Annotated in this window: 17 protein-coding genes; 4 read left to right on the top strand and 13 right to left on the bottom strand. The window is 66.1% G+C overall.

Going from position 1 to position 18,547, the window contains the following annotated elements:
- Positions 1-260: 260 nt before the first annotated feature.
- Positions 261-1,538 (top strand): reverse transcriptase family protein, encoded by a 1,278-nt coding sequence (locus tag A5777_RS02115; RefSeq protein ID WP_064861478.1) that lies wholly within the window; start codon positions 261-263, stop codon positions 1,536-1,538.
- A gap of 30 nt (positions 1,539-1,568) precedes the next feature.
- Here the strand turns inward: A5777_RS02115 and A5777_RS02110 are convergent, their stop codons facing one another.
- The 5 genes from A5777_RS02110 to pgsA all read right to left on the bottom strand — a co-directional run bounded on the left by A5777_RS02110 (position 1,569) and on the right by pgsA (position 5,198).
- Positions 1,569-1,763: a DUF3046 domain-containing protein gene (locus tag A5777_RS02110; RefSeq protein WP_005204540.1), complete on the bottom strand. Its 195-nt coding sequence runs from the start codon at positions 1,761-1,763 to the stop codon at positions 1,569-1,571.
- Positions 1,764-1,772: 9 nt separating this feature from the next.
- Positions 1,773-2,729, bottom strand: a complete 957-nt coding sequence (locus tag A5777_RS02105) for a nucleotide disphospho-sugar-binding domain-containing protein (protein WP_156529260.1) — start codon at positions 2,727-2,729, stop codon at positions 1,773-1,775.
- A 242-nt stretch (positions 2,730-2,971) separates the two neighbouring features.
- Positions 2,972-3,793 (bottom strand): PspA/IM30 family protein, encoded by an 822-nt coding sequence (locus A5777_RS02100; protein ID WP_049697476.1) that lies wholly within the window; start codon positions 3,791-3,793, stop codon positions 2,972-2,974.
- A gap of 156 nt (positions 3,794-3,949) precedes the next feature.
- Entirely contained in the window at positions 3,950-4,294 is a 345-nt protein-coding gene (locus A5777_RS02095) for a helix-turn-helix domain-containing protein (protein WP_005204535.1), read from the bottom strand.
- A 217-nt stretch (positions 4,295-4,511) separates the two neighbouring features.
- Positions 4,512-5,198: a CDP-diacylglycerol--glycerol-3-phosphate 3-phosphatidyltransferase gene (gene pgsA / locus A5777_RS02090; RefSeq protein ID WP_064861476.1), complete on the bottom strand. Its 687-nt coding sequence runs from the start codon at positions 5,196-5,198 to the stop codon at positions 4,512-4,514.
- A gap of 37 nt (positions 5,199-5,235) precedes the next feature.
- On the opposite strand from pgsA, the gene A5777_RS02085 reads away from it, so the two are divergent.
- On the top strand, positions 5,236-5,778 hold the full coding sequence (locus tag A5777_RS02085; protein ID WP_064861475.1) for an amino-acid N-acetyltransferase: 543 nt from the start codon (positions 5,236-5,238) through the stop codon (positions 5,776-5,778).
- A 43-nt stretch (positions 5,779-5,821) separates the two neighbouring features.
- Positions 5,822-6,106, top strand: coding sequence for a YciI family protein (locus A5777_RS02080; protein ID WP_064861474.1), 285 nt, complete (start codon positions 5,822-5,824; stop codon positions 6,104-6,106).
- A 35-nt stretch (positions 6,107-6,141) separates the two neighbouring features.
- Here the strand turns inward: A5777_RS02080 and A5777_RS02075 are convergent, their stop codons facing one another.
- The 7 genes from A5777_RS02075 to thyX all read right to left on the bottom strand — a co-directional run bounded on the left by A5777_RS02075 (position 6,142) and on the right by thyX (position 16,205).
- The gene (locus tag A5777_RS02075) at positions 6,142-7,152 is read right to left on the bottom strand and encodes a TerC family protein (RefSeq protein ID WP_064861473.1); all 1,011 of its coding nucleotides are present in this window, start codon (positions 7,150-7,152) and stop codon (positions 6,142-6,144) included.
- A 266-nt stretch (positions 7,153-7,418) separates the two neighbouring features.
- Positions 7,419-10,472, bottom strand: coding sequence for an FtsK/SpoIIIE family DNA translocase (locus A5777_RS02070; protein ID WP_231894908.1), 3,054 nt, complete (start codon positions 10,470-10,472; stop codon positions 7,419-7,421).
- Positions 10,473-10,646: 174 nt separating this feature from the next.
- The gene (locus A5777_RS02065) at positions 10,647-11,279 is read right to left on the bottom strand and encodes a TIGR03085 family metal-binding protein (protein ID WP_064861480.1); all 633 of its coding nucleotides are present in this window, start codon (positions 11,277-11,279) and stop codon (positions 10,647-10,649) included.
- Positions 11,280-11,314: 35 nt separating this feature from the next.
- Positions 11,315-12,187 carry a tyrosine-protein phosphatase gene (locus A5777_RS02060; protein WP_231894907.1) on the bottom strand — a complete coding sequence of 291 codons (873 nt, stop codon included), beginning with the start codon at positions 12,185-12,187 and terminating at the stop codon, positions 11,315-11,317.
- Between the two features lie 110 nt (positions 12,188-12,297).
- On the bottom strand, positions 12,298-14,364 hold the full coding sequence (locus A5777_RS02055; RefSeq protein WP_082933509.1) for a ribonuclease J: 2,067 nt from the start codon (positions 14,362-14,364) through the stop codon (positions 12,298-12,300).
- Entirely contained in the window at positions 14,364-15,269 is a 906-nt protein-coding gene (gene dapA / locus A5777_RS02045; protein WP_005204512.1) for a 4-hydroxy-tetrahydrodipicolinate synthase, read from the bottom strand. Before dapA ends, A5777_RS02055 begins: the two co-directional genes overlap by 1 nt.
- Positions 15,270-15,452: 183 nt before the next feature.
- The gene (gene thyX / locus A5777_RS02040; RefSeq protein ID WP_049697148.1) at positions 15,453-16,205 is read right to left on the bottom strand and encodes an FAD-dependent thymidylate synthase; all 753 of its coding nucleotides are present in this window, start codon (positions 16,203-16,205) and stop codon (positions 15,453-15,455) included.
- A 146-nt stretch (positions 16,206-16,351) separates the two neighbouring features.
- Here thyX and A5777_RS02035 point away from each other — a divergent pair, with 146 nt between their 5' ends.
- On the top strand, positions 16,352-17,761 hold the full coding sequence (locus A5777_RS02035; RefSeq protein ID WP_064861468.1) for an amidase: 1,410 nt from the start codon (positions 16,352-16,354) through the stop codon (positions 17,759-17,761).
- 15 nt (positions 17,762-17,776) lie between these two features.
- Here the strand turns inward: A5777_RS02035 and A5777_RS02030 are convergent, their stop codons facing one another.
- On the bottom strand, positions 17,777-18,541 hold the full coding sequence (locus A5777_RS02030; protein ID WP_064861467.1) for an HAD-IIB family hydrolase: 765 nt from the start codon (positions 18,539-18,541) through the stop codon (positions 17,777-17,779).
- Positions 18,542-18,547 lie beyond the last annotated feature (6 nt).

Genomic DNA, 18,547 nt, shown 5'->3' with positions numbered 1-18,547 from the left:
CGTTCGGCCGAAATATCGCATTGACGATCTTTCGTCGAAGAAACAACTAGGGTCGTCGACGTGGGCGGCCGGGGTGAGAGTGGATCGAGAGATCCGTCCCAGGGGCAACCCCTGGGTACACATCACAGTTGGTTCCTGCGTCCGACGCCGCTCCGCACGCTGCGCGTGCCAGCCGGCGACGAGTACTCGGCTCGTGGTCACCCCGGCCGTCCATCCGCCCCCGTCACGCCCTCCGCTCCAGTCACGGCTGCCCGATCACGATGACCCGACCGCAACCGCCGTTCACCGCCAATCAGGTCAGTGTCCTCGCAGCGGCCATCGCCGACAGGATCGTCGACTGGACGTGGCCCGCGGTCGTTCGAGCTGCCGGCATCGAGCTACCCGCGGAGATCTGCGTCGACGTCGCACAGCAGGCCTTCGCCCTCGCACCGGACGAGCCCGCGCACACCGGTGAGATCTTTCGGCTGGCGCTGATTCCCTGGACGGTGCCCGATCCGCCTGCCACGCGCGTCGTCGAACTTCCCGGTCCGCCACCAGCGCCGTCACTCGCCAACGACCTACCCTCGCTGTCCGACGTCGAACAGTTCGCCGTATGGCTGGACTTCACGGTGCCCGAACTCGAATGGTTCGCCGATCGCGGTACCTGGTTGCGTACCGCGAACCCGCGGCTGCGGCACTATCGGGTGTTCCGCCGCGAAAAGCGATCCGGGGTCCGCGTCATCGAGGCACCCAAGCCCCGGATGCGTGAGACACAGCGTCGGCTCCTGCACAGGCTCGTCGGCCGAATCCCCGCTCACCCGGCCGCGCGCGGATTCGAGCCGGGCTCCTCACCTGCCGCCTTCGCGTGGCCGCACAGCGACCGTACGACGGTGCTGCGCGTCGACTTGTTGCACTGCTTCGAATCGATCGGGGTGGGCCGGGTCCGTCGGATCTTCGACGACGTCGGCTATCCACTGCACATCGCACGTCTTCTCGCCGAACTGTGCACGACGTCGACACCCGCCGACCAACTCTCGGGAATCGACTATGCGCATGCGAGCCTGCTCCGTCGACGCCATCTCCCCCAGGGCGCTCCGACGTCACCGCATCTCGCGAATCTCGCTCTCGCACAGGTGGATCGACGTATCGCAGGCTATGCCAACGCCAACGGCCTGCGCTACACCCGATACGGCGACGACCTCGCGGTCTCCGGCGACGACCTCGACTCCGCGCGTGCACTGTGGACGGTTACGCGCATCGTCGACGACTGCGGTTTCGCGGTCAACACCTCGAAGACCCGCGTGATGCATCGCCATCAGCAGCAGCGGCTGGCAGGACTCGTCGTCAACGACCGTCCCCGGGTATCGCGACATGACTACGACGCCCTGCGGGCGCTGCTACACAACGCTGCGCTGACCGGTGCACATGCGCAGAACCATCACGGGCACAGCAACTTTCGTGCCCATGTCTACGGCTTGATCGCCTGGATCGGGGCCACCGGAGAGGTCCGCAGACAGCGCCTGCTCGACATGGCCGACCGCATCGACTGGACTGCGTGACTCTTCGGCCCCGAACTCACCGCGTGGGTGTCACCACCGCGAGCGCGGAACATCGAAGTCGCGGCAGATCGCCACCCAGACGTCACGGGGATCGACGCCCTCTTCGATGGCTTGAGCCCCGGTCCGGCCACCGAACTCGATGAGCACGTGATCGGCCAGGATCGCATCGGCCGACGACACCCCGAACTGGGTTGTCATCAGCTCCGTGAACTCCGTGAGACGCACTCGGCCAGCCTACGTTCCCGCGGACGCGAGCACACCGCGTAGCACGTCGATCGGGTCGGTCACCGCGGTCGCCGACCGTCGTGCCGCCGCAGCAGCAGCGGCGTGGCCAGGATCGCGCAGTACCGCCTCGATCGCTTCCGCAATCGACGTGGAGTCGGCGGGCCGAACAAGCACGCCACTGCCCTGCCTGCTCACCCGATTCGCCAGTTCCCACTGGTCACCGCCGCCGGGAACGACGACGACGGGGACTCCGGCCAACAACGACTTCGCGAGCATTCCGTGGCCACCCCCGCACACCACCAGGTCAGCATCGGCAAGCAACTCGTCCTGACGACCGAGTCCGAAGCTCACCGACGCCGCGCCTGCACGCGCGAGTGTGTCCTGTGCAGGCGGGTCCAGTGACGAGATCACGGCCCGTATCGGGGTCCGTGACGCTATCGCGCCGAGTGCGCCGAGTGTCTCGTCGAGCAGATCCTGACAACCGGTGACCGCGGTCGACGGCGCTACGACGACCAGCGGCCCTTCGCCCGAGGGCCGTTCGAAGATCTGAGCGGTCGGCTCCCAGAGCAGCGGACCGACGAGATGGGTGTCGCGCGGCCAATCCGGTCGCCAGACCTCCAAGGCGGGAAGGGTCGCGATCAGTCGGGCGGCAGGCGACGGTACCCGATCCGTAAGACCGATGCCGCTGCGCGCCGCGGCGCGCTGACGCACACCGAGCGCGACGGAACGATTGCTCGCGGCGCGCATCGCTATATCGCGCAACCGGCCTCGGAATCCGTGGCCGGGCGCCATACCTGCCCCGACCGGCGGCAGCCCCTTCGACGGCGCGTACAGCGGGTGCGGCGACAGTTCGACGAACGGTAACCCGGTCAGCTCTGCGGCCCACGATCCGGCAACGGTGATGACGTCCGAGACCACCAGGTCGATACGTCGACTCGCCAGCACCGGCGCGAGACGGACTGCCATGCGGGCTGCTCGCCCGCTCAGCTTCTCCCCGGCGTCGAGGTCATCGTCGGCATCGTCCGGGCGCAGTTCCGGGAGCTCTGCGATGTCGATGCCCCGACTACCGGCCGCGGCGTACCACTGCGTGCCGGTGAATACGGTCGAATGCCAACCGATGTCGCGGCAGCGCTCGGCGAGTGCGAACGCCGGAAAAGCGTGCCCGGCGTCTGGTCCGGCAACGATCCCGACGCGGGGCGGTGTACCCGTCAGTTGCTGGTGGGGGGCTCGGTCGCGGGCTGCGTCGGCTGCTGGGCAGGGGCCGCGTTCTGAGCCGGCTGCGCCGCCGTACCACCGGACGGTAGTGCTCCGCCGTTCATGCTGGCCCTGATCTGCTCGAGGCGAGAGTGGCCTGCCATCTGAACGCTGGCCTGCTGCACTTCCTGCATGCGACCCTGAACGCTGTTCTTGGCCAGTTCGGCTGAGCCCAGTGCGTTGGCGTAGCGGCGTTCGATCTTGTCGCGAACCTGATCGAGGTTCGGGGTGTTTCCGGGTACCGACAGTTCGCTCATCTGGTTGAGCGAGGCCGACACCTGCTCCTGCATCTTGGCCTGCTCGAGCTGGCTGAGGAGCTTCGACCGCTCGGCAAGCTTCTGCTGCAGAATCATCGCGTTGCGTTCGACAGCGTGCTTGGCCTGCTCGGCGGCCTGCAACGACTGATCGTGAAGAGCCTTCAGATCTTCGACGCTCTGCTCCGCGGTGACGAGCTGCGCGGCGAACGCCTCGGCAGCGTTCGTGTACTCCTGGGCCTTCTGCGTGTCGCCTGCGGCTGTCGCCTGATCAGAAAGAGTCAGCGCCTGACGGGTATTCGCCTGCAGCTTCTCGATCTCCTCTAGCTGCCGATTGAGCTTCATCTCGAGCTGACGCTGATTGCCGATGACGGCGGCCGCCTGCTGGGACAGCGCTTGGTGCTGACGCTGCGCGTCTTCGATCGCCTGCTGGATCTGGATCTTCGGATCGGCGTTCTCGTCGATCTTCGCGTTGCCTGCTGCCATCAGGTAGCGCCACAGCTTCACGAACGGATTCGCCATGCTCTTCGTCAACTCCATTCAGCGTCGTCGAACCTCGGTCCGACAGGTCTTATCGATTCAGCGGTCTCAACGACTCGGCCGCTCTTGTCGATGCAGCGGGGTCTGTCGATGTACTGAGACCAATCTAGCGCCTACCCACCGACAGATTGGCACTTGTCAGGCAGCGGCAAGCGCAGTGGTCCGGTGAGTGTCGGGCGATGGGATGACGACCTTCGGTGAACCGAGACCCGATTCGCCCGCCAATGCCATCGCATCGGCGTCGGCTGTTTCAGGTCGCATGGCCGTGCCGACGTCGAGAAGCAGGTCGGCGATCTCGACGTCGAGAGCATCACAGATCGAGGCGAGCAGTTCGCTCGACGCCTCTTTCTGGCCGCGTTCCACCTCGGACAGATATCCCAGACTGACCCGTGCATTCGTGGATACTTCGCGCAGCGTTCGGCCTTGCTGGGTACGCACCCGGCGCAAGCTGTCGCCTAGCGCTTCGCGCAAGAGCATCGCCATCGAGTCTCCTCTCGGTGTCTGTGTCGTGGTCTGTGTCGTGTGTCTGTCTCTTGTGTCCGTTCGGCTTCAACGCCGGAGACAGCCGATACGTTCCCGAACTTTCGCACACCGTCCCCCGTGTGTCTGCACGACACTAGTCCAAAGTTCCGACAGTCGCCGTACGCCGTTCGTCCGCGCGTCGCAACTGCACGCGACGTCGACTAGTGGCGCGTACCCATCACACGGTGTCGGAATGGCGGTGCGGCGAAGGCGGAAGGGAGTCAGAAGTCTTGCGGGACCCGGGGGCCTTGCGTAGCGAACCGGTCGTCGAGTCCGACCGAGCTGCCCGAACGCGCACGCGTAGCGCCTGCCAGGTGTAGTCGACGCCCGTCACCACGGTCACAGCAACGGCGGCCCACATGATCACCATCGCGATCGTGTGCCACGGACCGTGCAACGGAAGCACCAGGAGCCCGATACCGACCGACTGCAGCAACGTTTTCAGCTTGCCGCCGCGGCTCGCCGGGATCACCGCGTATCGAATCACCCAGAAGCGCAGGAGCGTCACCCACAACTCGCGGACCAGGATGATGCCGGTCACCCACCAGCTCAGATCACCCAGGATCGACAGACCGATGAGCGCCGCACCGATCAGCGCCTTGTCGGCGATCGGATCCGCCATCTTCCCGAAGTCGGTCACGAGTCCGCGTTCGCGGGCCAGCCTGCCGTCGACTCTGTCGGTGAATGCAGCACCCGCGAAGATGACGGCGGCGACAACCCGCCACACCGCGTTGTGCCCGCCGTCGATGAAGAGCACTGCGATGAACACGGGAACCAGCACGATGCGGAACACCGTCAGCGCATTGGCGATGTTGACCACCGGCACCGGGTCGACCGGGTCGGCGATGTGATCGGGAGTCCGCACCCCTCCAGCGTATCTGTCGCGACTAGGCTCATATGCCGTGCCCACTGCCGAACAGGAAACGGTGCCCCTCATTCGACGCGCCCGCACGTCCGACGTGCCCCGCATCAAGGAGCTCATCGACCTCTACGCGGGCAGAATCCTGCTCGAGAAGAACCTCGTCACGCTGTACGAGTCAGTCCAGGAGTTCTGGGTCGCCGAGCTCGACGACATCGTCGTGGGTTGCGGTGCGCTACACGTTCTCTGGGCCGATCTGGGCGAGGTACGTACCGTCGCGGTCGACACGCGCTTCGCCGGCCGCGGGATCGGGCACCTGCTGGTGGGTCAGCTCATGTCGGTTGCGCGGGAACTCCAACTATCCCGAGTGTTCGTGCTGACCTTTGAGACCGCCTTCTTCGGAAGGCACGGGTTCCGCGAGATCCAGGGCACGCCTGTCACCCGCGAGGTGTACGAAGAGATGTGCCGCTCGTACGACACCGGCGTCGCCGAGTTCCTCGACCTCAGCTACGTCAAGCCGAACACCCTCGGCAACACCCGCATGCTCGCCCATCTCGACAAGAGTTCTACCGAACCTACGCCCTGACCCGGGCAAACACCTTGACCAACCACACACCAGGAGCGACATCGTGGCGATCTTCGCAGTCCACTACACCTACGGCCCGGCCAAAGCCGCCGTGCGAGACGAGCACCGGGCATTGCACCGCGAGTGGTTGGCCGAGGAGTTCAAAGCAGGCAACGTGCTGATGACCGGCCCCTACCCCGACGGCTCGGGCGCGTTGATCCTCGTACGGGGCACCGACCTCGACGAGGCTGAGGTGTTCATCGCCAACGATCCGTTCAACGCGCACCAGGCCATCGACGGCGTCCGGGTCGTCGAGTGGACCCAGGTGTACGGCCCCTTCACCGACTAGCTCAGCCCGCCGCACACCCGGGCAGGTCGACGACGCTACTCGTCGTGTCGGACCACCGGTTCGCTCGACGACGCACCCTTGCGCTTGGACCAGAGCAGGCTCGCCACCGTGGTGATCACGAGTGTCGCGAGGATGACCGACAACGACAGCACCGTCGAGATCTCCGGTACCGCGACGTGCTCGCCGCCGTTGATGAACGGCAGCGTGTTCTCGTGGAGGGCGTGCAGCACCAGCTTCACGCCGATGAAGCCGAGGATGAACGAGAGACCGTAGGACAGGAACACCAGCCGGTCGAGTAGCCCGCCGAGCAGGAAGTAGAGCTGTCGAAGGCCCATCAACGCGAATGCGTTGGCCGTGAACACCAGGTACGGCTCCTGTGTGAGGCCGTAGATCGCGGGAATCGAGTCGAGCGCGAACAAGACGTCGGTGAAACCGATGACGATCAGGACGAGCAGCATCGGCGTGGCCCACCGCTTGCCGTTGATCCGGGTGAACAGCTTGTCTCCGTCGTATTCGTCGCTGGTGCGCAAACGCTTCTTGAGGAACCGCTCGAGCCTCGTCTCGCGCTCCTCCTCGTGCTCGACGGGGTCGTCGCTCTCTCGGAGCAGCTTGATCGCCGTGAAGATGAGGAAGGCGCCGAAGAGGTAGAACACCCAGCTATAGGCGTTGATCGCTGCGGCGCCGACGGCGATGAACGCGCCGCGCATCACCAGCGCCATCACGATGCCGAGAAGCAGTACCTTCTGTTGGTACTCGCGGGGCACCGCGAACTTGCTCATGATGATCACGAACACGAAGAGGTTGTCGACGGACAGCGCCTTCTCGGTGACGTAGCCGGCGAAGTACTCACCGCCATAGGTTCCGCCCCATTGCCACCAGACGAAGAGACCGAAGACGACGGCGATCGAAATGTAGATTGCCGACCACATGCCGGATTCGCGGAGCGACGGCGCGTGTGGAACGCGGACGTGGGCGAAGAAGTCGAAGACGAAGAGGCCGAGGATCACCACACAGGTGATCGCCCAGACGGTGGGTGAAACATTCACGAAAGGTCTACCTCCAGCGCGCAGCACAAAACGGTTGCGATGCCAGAGGTCTCTCCCGCCCGGCGCCGCCTCGTACTGTGCAGCGATGAATCCGGACCAGTTGTCCGGGCTGGGGGTGTCGCGCGATGATCTGCATCGTCGACCTCCCGACCGTATTGACGGACAGACTGCGAGGTTGGGGATACTCCCCTCTTCGATCTGCCGACCACTTTAACAGTTGAATGAAGCCGAGGTATATCCCGTTCGTCCGCTATGCCCGAAATTGGCTATTCGTCGCTGCTCGCCGTGTCGCCACCACCGGTGATCGACGCGATGACCCCTGCGAGATCGTCCGGCTTCACCAGTACCTCACGCGCCTTCGACCCCTCGCTCGGACCCACGACACCGCGTGTCTCCATGAGGTCCATCAGTCGCCCTGCCTTGGCGAACCCGACGCGCAGCTTGCGCTGCAACATCGACGTCGAGCCGAACTGGCTCGACACGACGAGTTCGATGGCCTGCAGTAGATCGTCGAGATCGTTGCCGATATCGCCGTCGATGTCCTTCTTGTCGCCGGCCTTGGCTGTCGTCACGCCCTCGGTGTACTCGGGATCGGCCTGCTCACGTGCGTAGTCGACGACGGCGGCGATCTCCTCGTCGGTGATGAACGCTCCCTGCATACGGACAGGCTTGTTCGCGCCCATCGGAAGGAACAGTCCGTCGCCCATGCCGATGAGCTTCTCGGCGCCCGGCTGATCGAGGATGACGCGCGAGTCGGTCAGCGACGACGTCGCGAACGCCAATCGCGACGGCACGTTGGTCTTGATCAGACCGGTGACGACGTCGACGGAGGGTCGCTGAGTCGCCAACACGAGGTGGATACCGGCAGCACGTGCCTTCTGCGTGATGCGGACGATCGCATCCTCGACGTCGCGTGGGGCGGTCATCATCAGGTCGGCGAGCTCGTCGACGATGGCAAGGATGTACGGATACGGCTTGTAGACGCGTTCGGAACCGAGTGGCGTCGTGATCTCACCTGAGGCCACCTTGCTGTTGAAGTCGTCGATGTGGCGCACCCGCGACGCCTTCATGTCCTGGTAACGCTGCTCCATCTCTTCGACGAGCCACGCGAGCGCAGCAGCAGCCTTCTTGGGCTGCGTGATGATCGGCGTGATCAGGTGCGGAATGCCTTCGTACGGCGTGAGTTCCACCATCTTCGGGTCGATGAGGATCATCCGCACCTGCTCCGGCGTGGCGCGCGTCAGCAGCGACACGAGCATCGAGTTCACGAAGCTCGACTTACCCGAACCCGTCGAACCAGCGACCAGCAGATGCGGCATCTTCGCGAGGTTGGCGCTCACGAAATCGCCCTCGATGTCCTTGCCCAGGCCGATCACCAGCGGATGCGAGTCCTTGCGGGTCGACGGCGCCTTGAGGACGTCTGCCAAGCGCACCATCTCCCGATCGGAGTTGGGCACCTCGATACCGACCGCGGACTTACCCGGGATGGGTGCGAGCAACCGAACGTTGTCGGTGGCGACCGCGTAGGCGATGTTGCGCTGCAGCGCGGTGATCTTCTCGACCTTCACACCGGGACCGAGCTCCACCTCGTATCGCGTGACGGTCGGTCCGCGGGTGTACCCGGTGACCGCCGCGTCGATCTTGAACTGCTCGAGGACCCCGGTGATGCGATCGATCATGTCGTCGTTGGTCTCGCTACCACGCTTGGGCGGGTCACCGTCGACGAGCAACGTGGCCGGCGGTAGGCGGTAGTCACCTTCGACATCGGCGAGCACAAGGGCATCCGAGTCGGCGGCGGTGTCAACGGCAGGCTCCGGTGCTACGGGCTGTGCGGGCGCAGACGTCTCGCGACTGCGCGACTTGGCAACCTCGCCTGCGCGCTTGCGGGTCGTCCTGGTAGCCGGCCGCGCGATCTGCTCGGTGACCTCGTCGACGACGGGTTCGGTCAGCATGTCGTCGAAGTTGTCGGTCGGGGCGTCTGCGACGTCGACGGTCGGTGTCGGCACCGCGATGGGTGCGCTACGCCGATCCGAGCGCGCAGTGCGCCGCCGGGGACGCACCGTCGAATCGTCGTCGGGCGGGTAGTTCTCGTACGGGTCGTCGGAGCGGAGACCCGCCGAACGAGACCATCCACCGGTGGCGAAGTCGTCGTCAGCATCGACGGCGTCATCGTCATAGGCCGCATCGCCTTCGTACTCGGCGTCTTCGTACTCTGCATCGTCGTCCCACGGGAGATCGTCGTCGTCGATGCGCCCGCCGCCCAGTCCGAGCCAGCCCGCGGCAGCGTCGACGACCTCGCGGATCGTGCGGCCGGAGAGAATCAGGACCCCGAAAGCGATGCACAACACCAGGATCGGCACCGACACCCACGCGGTGACGCCCGCGGTGAGTGGCGTCCCGACGACGTATCCGACGAATCCGCCCGCATGTGACCGGCCGGGAAGGTCCTCGGGCGCCCCGGCCACCAGGTGCATCAGACCCAGCAGCGGCAAGACGATGAGCAATGTGCCACCGATGTACCGCGCGCGCTTCTCGGGGTTCGGACCCCGTCGCATCAGCACGATCGCGCCCGCGACGAGAGCGACGGGTACCAACAGTGCCGCGGTACCGACGACGGCCCGCACCAGAGCGTCGATGAACGCGCCGACCGGACCGGCCGCCCCAAGCCACACTCCGACAGAGACGAGCAGTGCCAGGGCGAGCAACGCCAGCCCCGTCCCGTCGCGCCGATGCGAATGTCCCTGTGCGCCGGGTGCGTGCCGGTCGCGACGGCCCTCGAAACCTGCGACGTCATCGGAGGTCAGGTAGCCGTCGTCGGTGACATCCCCGTCTCTGAAGTCCCCGTCCCTGAAGTCCCCGTCAGCGAAGTCCCCGTCAGTGAAATCCCCGTCGCCACCCGGCGCTGTCGTGGAGTGCCCGGTGCCCGCCCGTGCGACCGAACCGACCCCCCTCGCGAGCAGCGACCACGCACCGCCGAGACCACGGCCGACTCCCCGACCGACCACAGCGCCTGCGGAACGTCGACTGATGTCGGCGGACTGCTGCTTACGGGCCTGCTGTTGACGTCCCGAAGTCTGCTTGCGTGCCGAACCCTGCTTACGCCCCGACGACGTCGACGATGATGAGCGTGTACGTCCGGTAGTGTTCGCGCGCGATCCTGATGAGCGACTCCCCGACGCCGCAGTTTGGCGTCGCTCACCACCCGTGCGCTGCTGACGGCCTGTCCGTCCCCCCGTTGCACCCCGTCCCGCCGCTGCGCGCTGTCCACCGCTTGCGCGTGACGCGGCCGCGGCTGAACTCGTGCCTGCCTTCGAAGCCATACGGACAGACTAGTGGTCACCCATCACCTGAGTCACATGCACAACACAGGCAACACGACTGTGTGTCGAATTCGTAACCGTTGCCCGGATCACCCGCTACGACGCCGACGTACGAACACGCAGCTCAACGGAAGAATCAGCGGGATTCAGACGGGGAGATTCACACTGGGGAATTCATACGGAGCGGGTGGTTGCCAAGACCGCCGCGATCGCATCGGGATCGCCGGACCAGGTGATCGCGACGGGTGCGCGTCCGTAGGCAAACAGAAGCAACTCGCCGACGGTCCCAGTGGCCATCACCGGTTCACCTGACCCCACGACCAGCAGGTTCTCGCCGTCCGGTGTCGCGAGCGTGACCTGGGCAGGCATAGACCGCAGTGTGAGCTTCCCCATACCCTTCAGCGGGGTACGTAGTGCCTGCGTCATGTCAGCACTCAGCTCGCGAGGAGTCCACGGTCCGTCCGGGTCCGCACCACCGCGCAACACGTCCTCGTGGTGGATGAACATCTCGGCGAGATTGGCCCACCGGTCGACAAGGCGGAACATCGAATACCATGGCGGACCGTCGGCAACCTCCTCGACGAGGTCGGGCCATGGCTGGGCAGCGGTGTGCGCCTGCACCTTCTCGGTGTGCCCGGCCAACGGACTGACGACGATTCCGAGCGCTGCGTCGGGCCGACGCTCGCGGATCACCAGGTGTGCCGCGAGGTCGCGGGTATCCCAGTCGCCGCACAGCGTGGGCGCGTCTGGTCCGACGGTCTGCAGCGTCGCGGCCAACGCCGCCCGTTCCGACTGTGCAGGAGTCACCACTCCACCCTAGCCAGACCGGACTGCGTCGCGGTTCAGATCGATGGCAGCAGCAACGCCTTCTTCAGTCCCGCTATATCCGAATCGGAGAGCCGCAGTCCCTGGTGGACGTAGTTCTCGAAGCTGCCGTAGGTCTTGTCTGCAGCAGCAAACGCGGTGTTCAGCAGTCCGATGTTCACGCCGTTGAGAGGATCGTTGGGCGACGCGTGGCGGAAGGTGTTGCTGGCGAGGAAGTCGGCGTCGACGACGTGACGATCGACACCGAGAACGGTGAGCAGGACTGCCGCGAGCCACCCCGTACGATCTTTGCCCGCGCTGCAATGGAACAGCACCGATCCGCCTGCGCCAACGGTGTTCTTGATGTCGAGCAGCGACGCGCGGAATGCCTCGCGCGCGTGCGGATCGGTCACGAAGGCGCGGTAGGCGCTCGGCAGATCGACGAGGTACGACACCGGGACCGCACCGAGGACGTCGAAACTGTGGCGCGTGGCACCGGGAACCGCTTTGTCGGGCTGCACAGTGGACTCGAGCTGAGTGCGCAGATCGATGATCGAGCGCAGTTGGTGTCGCTCGGGCACACCGACGCCGGCGGGAGTGAGGGAAGCAAGATTCGCGCTGCGAATCACCTTGTCGGAGATGCGCATTCCGCTGATCGTCGTGTAGTTGGCAAAGGTGCGGGCGTTCTGGACACCGGGCACCGAGATGGCCAGCGGCGCGGGAGCGGCGTGCGCGGTGATCACGGCGGGAGCGGCCTGCGCCTGCGCTGCTGTCGCAACCCCGAGTGGGATCAGCGTGGTGCTCAGCACGGTCGCGGCGATCGTGATTCTCCTGGCTGCAGCTGTGGCACGAGACCGGGCGTCGCTACGCGTATTCGAAGTCACTTCGGGGCTGGCCTTTCGGGGCGTCATGTCACCTCACAACGAGACACCGCGCCCCGTCGCCCACCCGCGAAACCGCGGGCCGCAGTGAGCATATCGACTGGCGCCTCACGTCGAGACGTGAGACCGACCACAGCCCGTCACGAACCGACGGCAAGCACGGTCGGCACGATCATCGGGCGTCGACGATACGTGTCGGCAACCCAGCGTCCGACCACTCGTCGAATCGTCTGGGCGATCCGATGCGCGTCGGTAACCCCTTCTGCCGCAAGCGAATCGAGCGCCTGGTCGACCAGGTTCGCAGCCTCTTTGAGCGCTTCCGGATCGTCGGAGAAGCCACGTCCGGAGACCTCGGGCGGGCTGACAGCACGACCGGTGGCGGCGTCGATGGCGACCGTGATCGCGATGAACCCGCCCTCCCCGAGGACGAGACGTTCGGACAACGTCGACTCCCCCACGTCGCCAACCGACAGTCCGTCGACGTAGACGTGGCCGACGGGCACCCGTCCGACGATCTGCGCCTGACCGTCGACGAGGTCGACGACGACGCCGTCCTCGGCGAGCATCACGCGATCGGGGTGCACACCTGTCGCCACCGCGAGAGCCGCGTTGGCGCGCAGATGACGCCATTCCCCGTGCACCGGCATGGCGTTGGTGGGCCGCACGGCGTTGTAGAGGTAGAGCAGCTCGCCCGCCGAGGCATGCCCGGAGACGTGAACCTTGGCGTTCTGCTGAGTGATCACGGTCGCGCCTCGCTTGGCGAGCCCGTTGACGACGGCGAACACCGAATTCTCGTTGCCCGGGATCAACGACGACGCCAGCACGACGAGGTCGTCGGCGCGGATGTTGATCTGACGATGTTCGCCACGAGCCATCCGCGACAACGCCGAGAGCGGCTCGCCCTGCGAACCGGTCGAGATCAGCACCAACCGGTGATCCGGAAGCGTCGCGGCGGTATCCATGTCGACGACGACGCCGTCGGGCACGTGCAAATATCCCAGATCCTGGGCGATCTGCATGTTGCGCACCATGGACCGCCCGACGAAGGTCACACGCCTGTTGTGGGCATGCGCGACGTCGATGATCTGTTGGATGCGGTGCACGTGGCTGGCGAATGATGCGACGATCACGCGCTGCTTGGCCTTGCCGATGACCTGGTCGAGAACCGAGCCGATCTCGCGTTCCGGCGTCACGAACCCGGGGACCTCGGCATTCGTGGAGTCGACGAGGAACAGGTCGACGCCCTCGTCGCCGAGACGACTGAAGCCCGCGAGGTCGGTGAGGCGGTTGTCGAGTGGGAGCTGGTCGAGCTTGATGTCGCCGGTGTGCAACACCAGACCCGCTGGCGTGCGAATGGCCACCGCGAGCGCATCCGGGATCGAGTGGTTGACCGCGAAGAACTCGAGGTCGAAGGGCCCGTAGTCGAGCCGATCGCCCTCGCGCACCTCGACGAGCTTGGGCCGCAGACGATGTTCCTTGCACTTCGCGTCGACGAGCGCGAGAGTGAATTTCGCACCGACGACCGGGATATCGCTCCGCAAACGCAGCAGGAACGGCACGGCGCCGATGTGATCCTCGTGACCGTGGGTTAGGACAACCGCTTCGACGTCGTCGATGCGATCCTCGATGTAGCGAAAATCGGGGAGGATGAGGTCGACGCCGGGCTGCGCGTCCTCGGGGAACAGGACTCCGGCGTCGACGATCAGCAGCCGCCCGTTGTACTCGAAAACAGTCATGTTGCGGCCGATTTCGCCGATTCCGCCCAGCGCGACCACGCGGAGTCCGCCACGTGGCAGCTTGCGCGGCGTACCGAGCCGGTCGATCGCCGGGTCTACGGGAATCGACTCGCGACGCCCGGCCTGTCCTTGAGCCCCCGACTGTTTACCGCTACCCGAGGCTTGCGCATCGTCGCGACGCTCGTGCCTGCCGCGACGCCGACCACGTCCCGGGTTCTGTTCGCCGGATGACTTGGAACTCTGCTGCGCTGGTGCTTGTTTTTGCGCGGGCGCATCCTGCCCGCGGGTCTCACGCCGGGCGGCTTGCTGGGCAGGAGCTTCTTGCGCGGGAGCTTGCTGGGCATGCGCTTGCTTAGCGGGAGGTTCCTGGGCCGGCGCCTTCTTCTGCTCGGGTGCCTGCACCGGACGTTCCGCTGCCGGCGTGGGAGGTCCGGCTTGGCGTGAGGCGCTACGTCGACGTTGGATTGCCATCAGGCGAGCACCCCCGCCGCACGCAGGTCGGTGATCAGCGCTTCGATCTGCGGGCCCGTCGCGGGCACCTGCGGCAAACGCGGATCTCCGACGTCGAAGCCCAGAACACGTAGCGACGCCTTGACCATGGTCACCCCACCGAGGCGACCCATCGCATTGACCAGCGGGAGTATCGACGTGTTGATCGCGCGTGCTGCGACGAGATCGCCCTTCTCGACGGCGATCTGCATGTCTCGCAGACGATCGGGCACGAGATGTCCGATCACGCTGACAAATCCGGTCGCGCCCACCGAGAGCCACGGCAGGTTCAGTGCGTCCTCACCGGAGAGGTACTCGAGGCCGGTCGTCGCGATGATGCCTGCCGCCGAGTGCAGATCTCCCTTGGCGTCCTTGACGCCCTTGATGCGCGGGTGCTCGGCGAGCGCGATGAGTGTCTCGTTGGCGATCGGGACCACAGAGCGCGGTGGGATGTCGTAGAGCAGGACCGGAAGCGACGTCGAATCGGCGACGGCCCGGAAGTGTGCCAACAACCCCGCCTGCGGCGGCTTGGAGTAGTACGGGGTGACGACGAGAAGCGCGTGCGCACCGGCCTGCTCGGAGGCCTGGGCGAACCGGATGCTCTCGGCGGTGTCGTAGCTGCCCGCGCCCTGGGTGATGCGGGCGCGGTCGCCGACCGCCGAGAGTACGACGCGCAGCAGGTCGAGCTTCTCCTGCGGCGTGGTTGTCGGAGACTCGCCGGTCGTCCCGGAGACGACGAGTCCGTCGCATCCCTTGGACACCAAGTGATCTGCCAGTTCAGCGGCCTTGTCGAGATCGAGCGAGCCGTCGGCGCGGAAGGGGGTCACCATTGCCACCACGTTGGTCCCGAAGGGGTGCGTGTGCAGCTGCTGCGCTCCTGCGTTCATGGTGGTCAAGGCTACCGTGGCGCCGGGAGCGCTAGCGAGCGGGCCACATCAGCACGTGGCGCCGGGAGCGCTAGCGAGCGGGCCACATCAGCACGTGGCGCCGGGAGCGCTAGCGAGCGGGCCACATCAGCACGCGGCGCCGGGAGCGTGAACCAATTGGCCACGCCGTGCGGGATCTGCTGCTCAGCCTTCGAGCACGAACGGCGATGTGGCGACCTCGGTGCCGTCGGCGAGCGTGCCGATCTCGAAGTCGCCGAACACGGTCGGCGCGACGTCCATGAGTTGGCGCAGGCACTCGACGGCGAGCTGACGGATCTCGACGTCGGCGTGTTCGGTGGCGCGCATGCCGACGAAGTGTCGCCACGCCCGGTAGTTGCCGGTGACGACGATCTTGGTTTCGGTCGCGTTCGGCAACACCGACCTCGCGGCCTGACGCGCCTGCTTGCGGCGCAGGATCGCGTTGGGAACATCGGCGAACTTCGCCTCCAGGGCGTCGAGCAGCTCGCCGTATGCCTTGCGACTCGCGTCGGTGGCTTCGGTGAACAACGCCTCGAGGTGCGCGTCACCCTCGATTGCCGGTGGCGCGACCACGTTTGAGTCGTGCTCGGGGACGAACCTCTGCGAGAGCTGCGAGTACGAGAAGTGGCGATGCCGAATCAGTTCGTGGGTGCACGACCGTGAGATGCCGGTGATGTAGAAGGTCACATTCGCGTGCTCGAGGAGCGACAGGTGGCCGACCTCGAGGATGTGCCGCAGGTAGCCCGCGTTGGTCGCGGTACGCGGGTTGGGCTTGTCCCAGCTCTGATAGCAGGCGCGGCCCGCGAATTCGACGAGCGCCTCGCCGCCGTCGGCGTCGGTGCTCCACGGGACGTCCTCGGGCGGGTTGAACGTGGTCGCGGCGACCATCTGCACCTTCAACGGGACCATGTCCGACATGTCGCCTCCTCTCACCTAGTGGGCATCCATGATTCTCCATCAGCGCGAACACCACGCCCCGACCACCCCGTCGTCCGAGAACACTCTTGCGGCACCCGCGGAGTTTCTTCGCCGGTACTCGTGCCCGAGCGGGGACGATGAGTGCCATGCCCGATCTGCACTTCAGTTCTGTCCACAGCCAGCGCGCCTGGGTCGTCGACGGCCAGGTGACCTCCCGCGAACTCGTCGAGCACAGCCTGGCCGAGATCGCTCGCCTCGACCCCGCAGTCAATGCGTTCTCCGCTGTACTCCACGACGAGGCGCGAGCCGAAGCCGATCGACTCGACGCCACACTGCGCGACGGCGCCCCCGCGGGCCCGCTACACGGGGTACCGATCGCGATCAAGGACGAGAACGACGTGCGCGGTGTGCCCACGGCATTTGGTGGGGCGTCGGTGACCACGCCGGCACGGGCCGATTCGGAGGTGGTCACGCGCCTGCGCGACGCGGGCGCTGTGATCATCGGCAAGACCCGGATGCCCGAGTTCGGTATCTGGCCCTTCACCGAAACGGCGGCACACGGCTGGACGCGGAACCCGTGGGACCTCGACCGATCCCCCGCCGGCTCGAGCGGAGGTACCGCGGCAGCGGTCGCGTCGGGGATGGTGGCCGCAGGGATCGGCGGCGACGGCGGCGGGTCGATCCGTCTGCCGTCGAGCTGGTGCGGTCTGTTCGGACTCAAACCACAGCGAGGGCGGGTCAGTACGGCACCCAACCCCGACCTGTGGCGGGCGCTGGGCACCCTGGGTCCGTTGACCCGCACCGTCGCCGACAGCGCACTCATCTACGACGTGATCTCCGGCACGACGTCGACGGACAGGTTTCATGCCGCTGCGCTCCCCGGCTCCTTCGTCGACGCCGCGGCCACGCCGCCCGGACGCCTGCGAATCCGGCTGTCGTTTCGCAATCCGATGCGGGCGGGCATGGTCGACGACGAGTCGGCCGCGGCGATACGCGCGCTGGCCGACCACCTGCGCGAGGCCGGCCACACCGTCGTCGAATCCGATCCCGACTACCCGCTCCTGTCGGGGGTCTTCTCCGTGCAAACCGCGTCGGGCGTCTCCGAAGAGGCTGCGCGCGTGGAATATCCGGACAGGCTCGAGCGCAACACTCGACACATCGCCCGTGTCGGACGTGTCCTCCACGCGGGCGCCGGGTGGGCCGAGCGACGTGCGGAGCGGATCGCTGAGACGCTCCTTGCACAGATCTTCGACGACTACGACGTCCTGCTGACGCCGACCACCCCTACCACTGCCGTCAAGGCCGGACAGCTCGACCGGCACGGTTTCGTGGGCCTTCTGCGCGCAGCCGCCGAGACCGCGTCGTACACGGCGGCCTGGAACGTGCTCGGCAACCCTGCCGCGGCCGTACCCATCGGAGTGGATCGGTCGGGCCTGCCGCAGAGCGCTCAGCTCGTCGGACCGGCAAACAGCGAGTTGCTACTCGTGTCGCTGGCCACGCAGATCGAGGAGATCGTCGGGTTCGGCGAGCATCGGCCGAGCGTCACCGAACGGTGAGCACGCCGACCCTGCTCACTCGTCGAGGAGCGCTGTCAGCTTGGCGAGCGTGTCGGTCCAGTCGGACACGCTGATCGACGTGATGCCCAGCTCCATCACCGGCCGGTCGTTGCCGCCCTCGTCGAGCCGGTCACCGTAGAAGAGGATGTCGTCGACGGTGAGGTCGAGGATCTCCATCAGTCGGCGCGCACCGTAAGACTTGTCGATGCCCTTGCGGGTCACGTCCACAGACGTCGATCCGCCGCTGCGGACCTCGAGGTCGGGAAGACGTTCGGCCGCGTACGCGCGCAGCGACTCCTTCTTGCGGCCGTCGGGATCCCACGCCTTCTTCGCGTCGACGGGAGCAGCCTGCCCCAACGCGCTGAACGTGATCTGGCTGCCCCGATCCTCCAGTACCGGCCCCCACGTCTCGGTTTCCCACAGGCCGAGTTCTCTCGCGCCGGTCTCGAGCGTCGTCAGGGTGCGCTGCTTCTCGTCGTCGGTGAGGTACTCGGCGTACACGGTCTTCCATTCGGAGCCGTCCCACCGCACGTACTGCGTGCCGTTCGTGGGCATCAGATGCAGGTTCGCACGATTCACGCCGTCGCCGAGTCGGTCGAGCACCTGCACCCGGAACTGATCGAAGTTCCCGCCTGAGATGATGCACGCCATGCTGCGGTCGAGTAGTCGGCCGAAGACCTCGACCATGGAGTCGTCCATGGGGCTCTTCGACGGTGCCAGGGTGTCGTCGAGATCGAACATGACCAGTTGGTAGGTGCGCCCGTCGTGCGTGACCGTCATCGGTAC

Source organism: Gordonia sp. 852002-10350_SCH5691597 (assembly GCF_001665715.1).
GTDB classification, from domain to species: domain Bacteria; phylum Actinomycetota; class Actinomycetes; order Mycobacteriales; family Mycobacteriaceae; genus Gordonia; species Gordonia sputi.
Note: the sequence above shows the minus strand (reverse complement) of the source record. Positions and strands in the feature narration are given on the sequence as shown.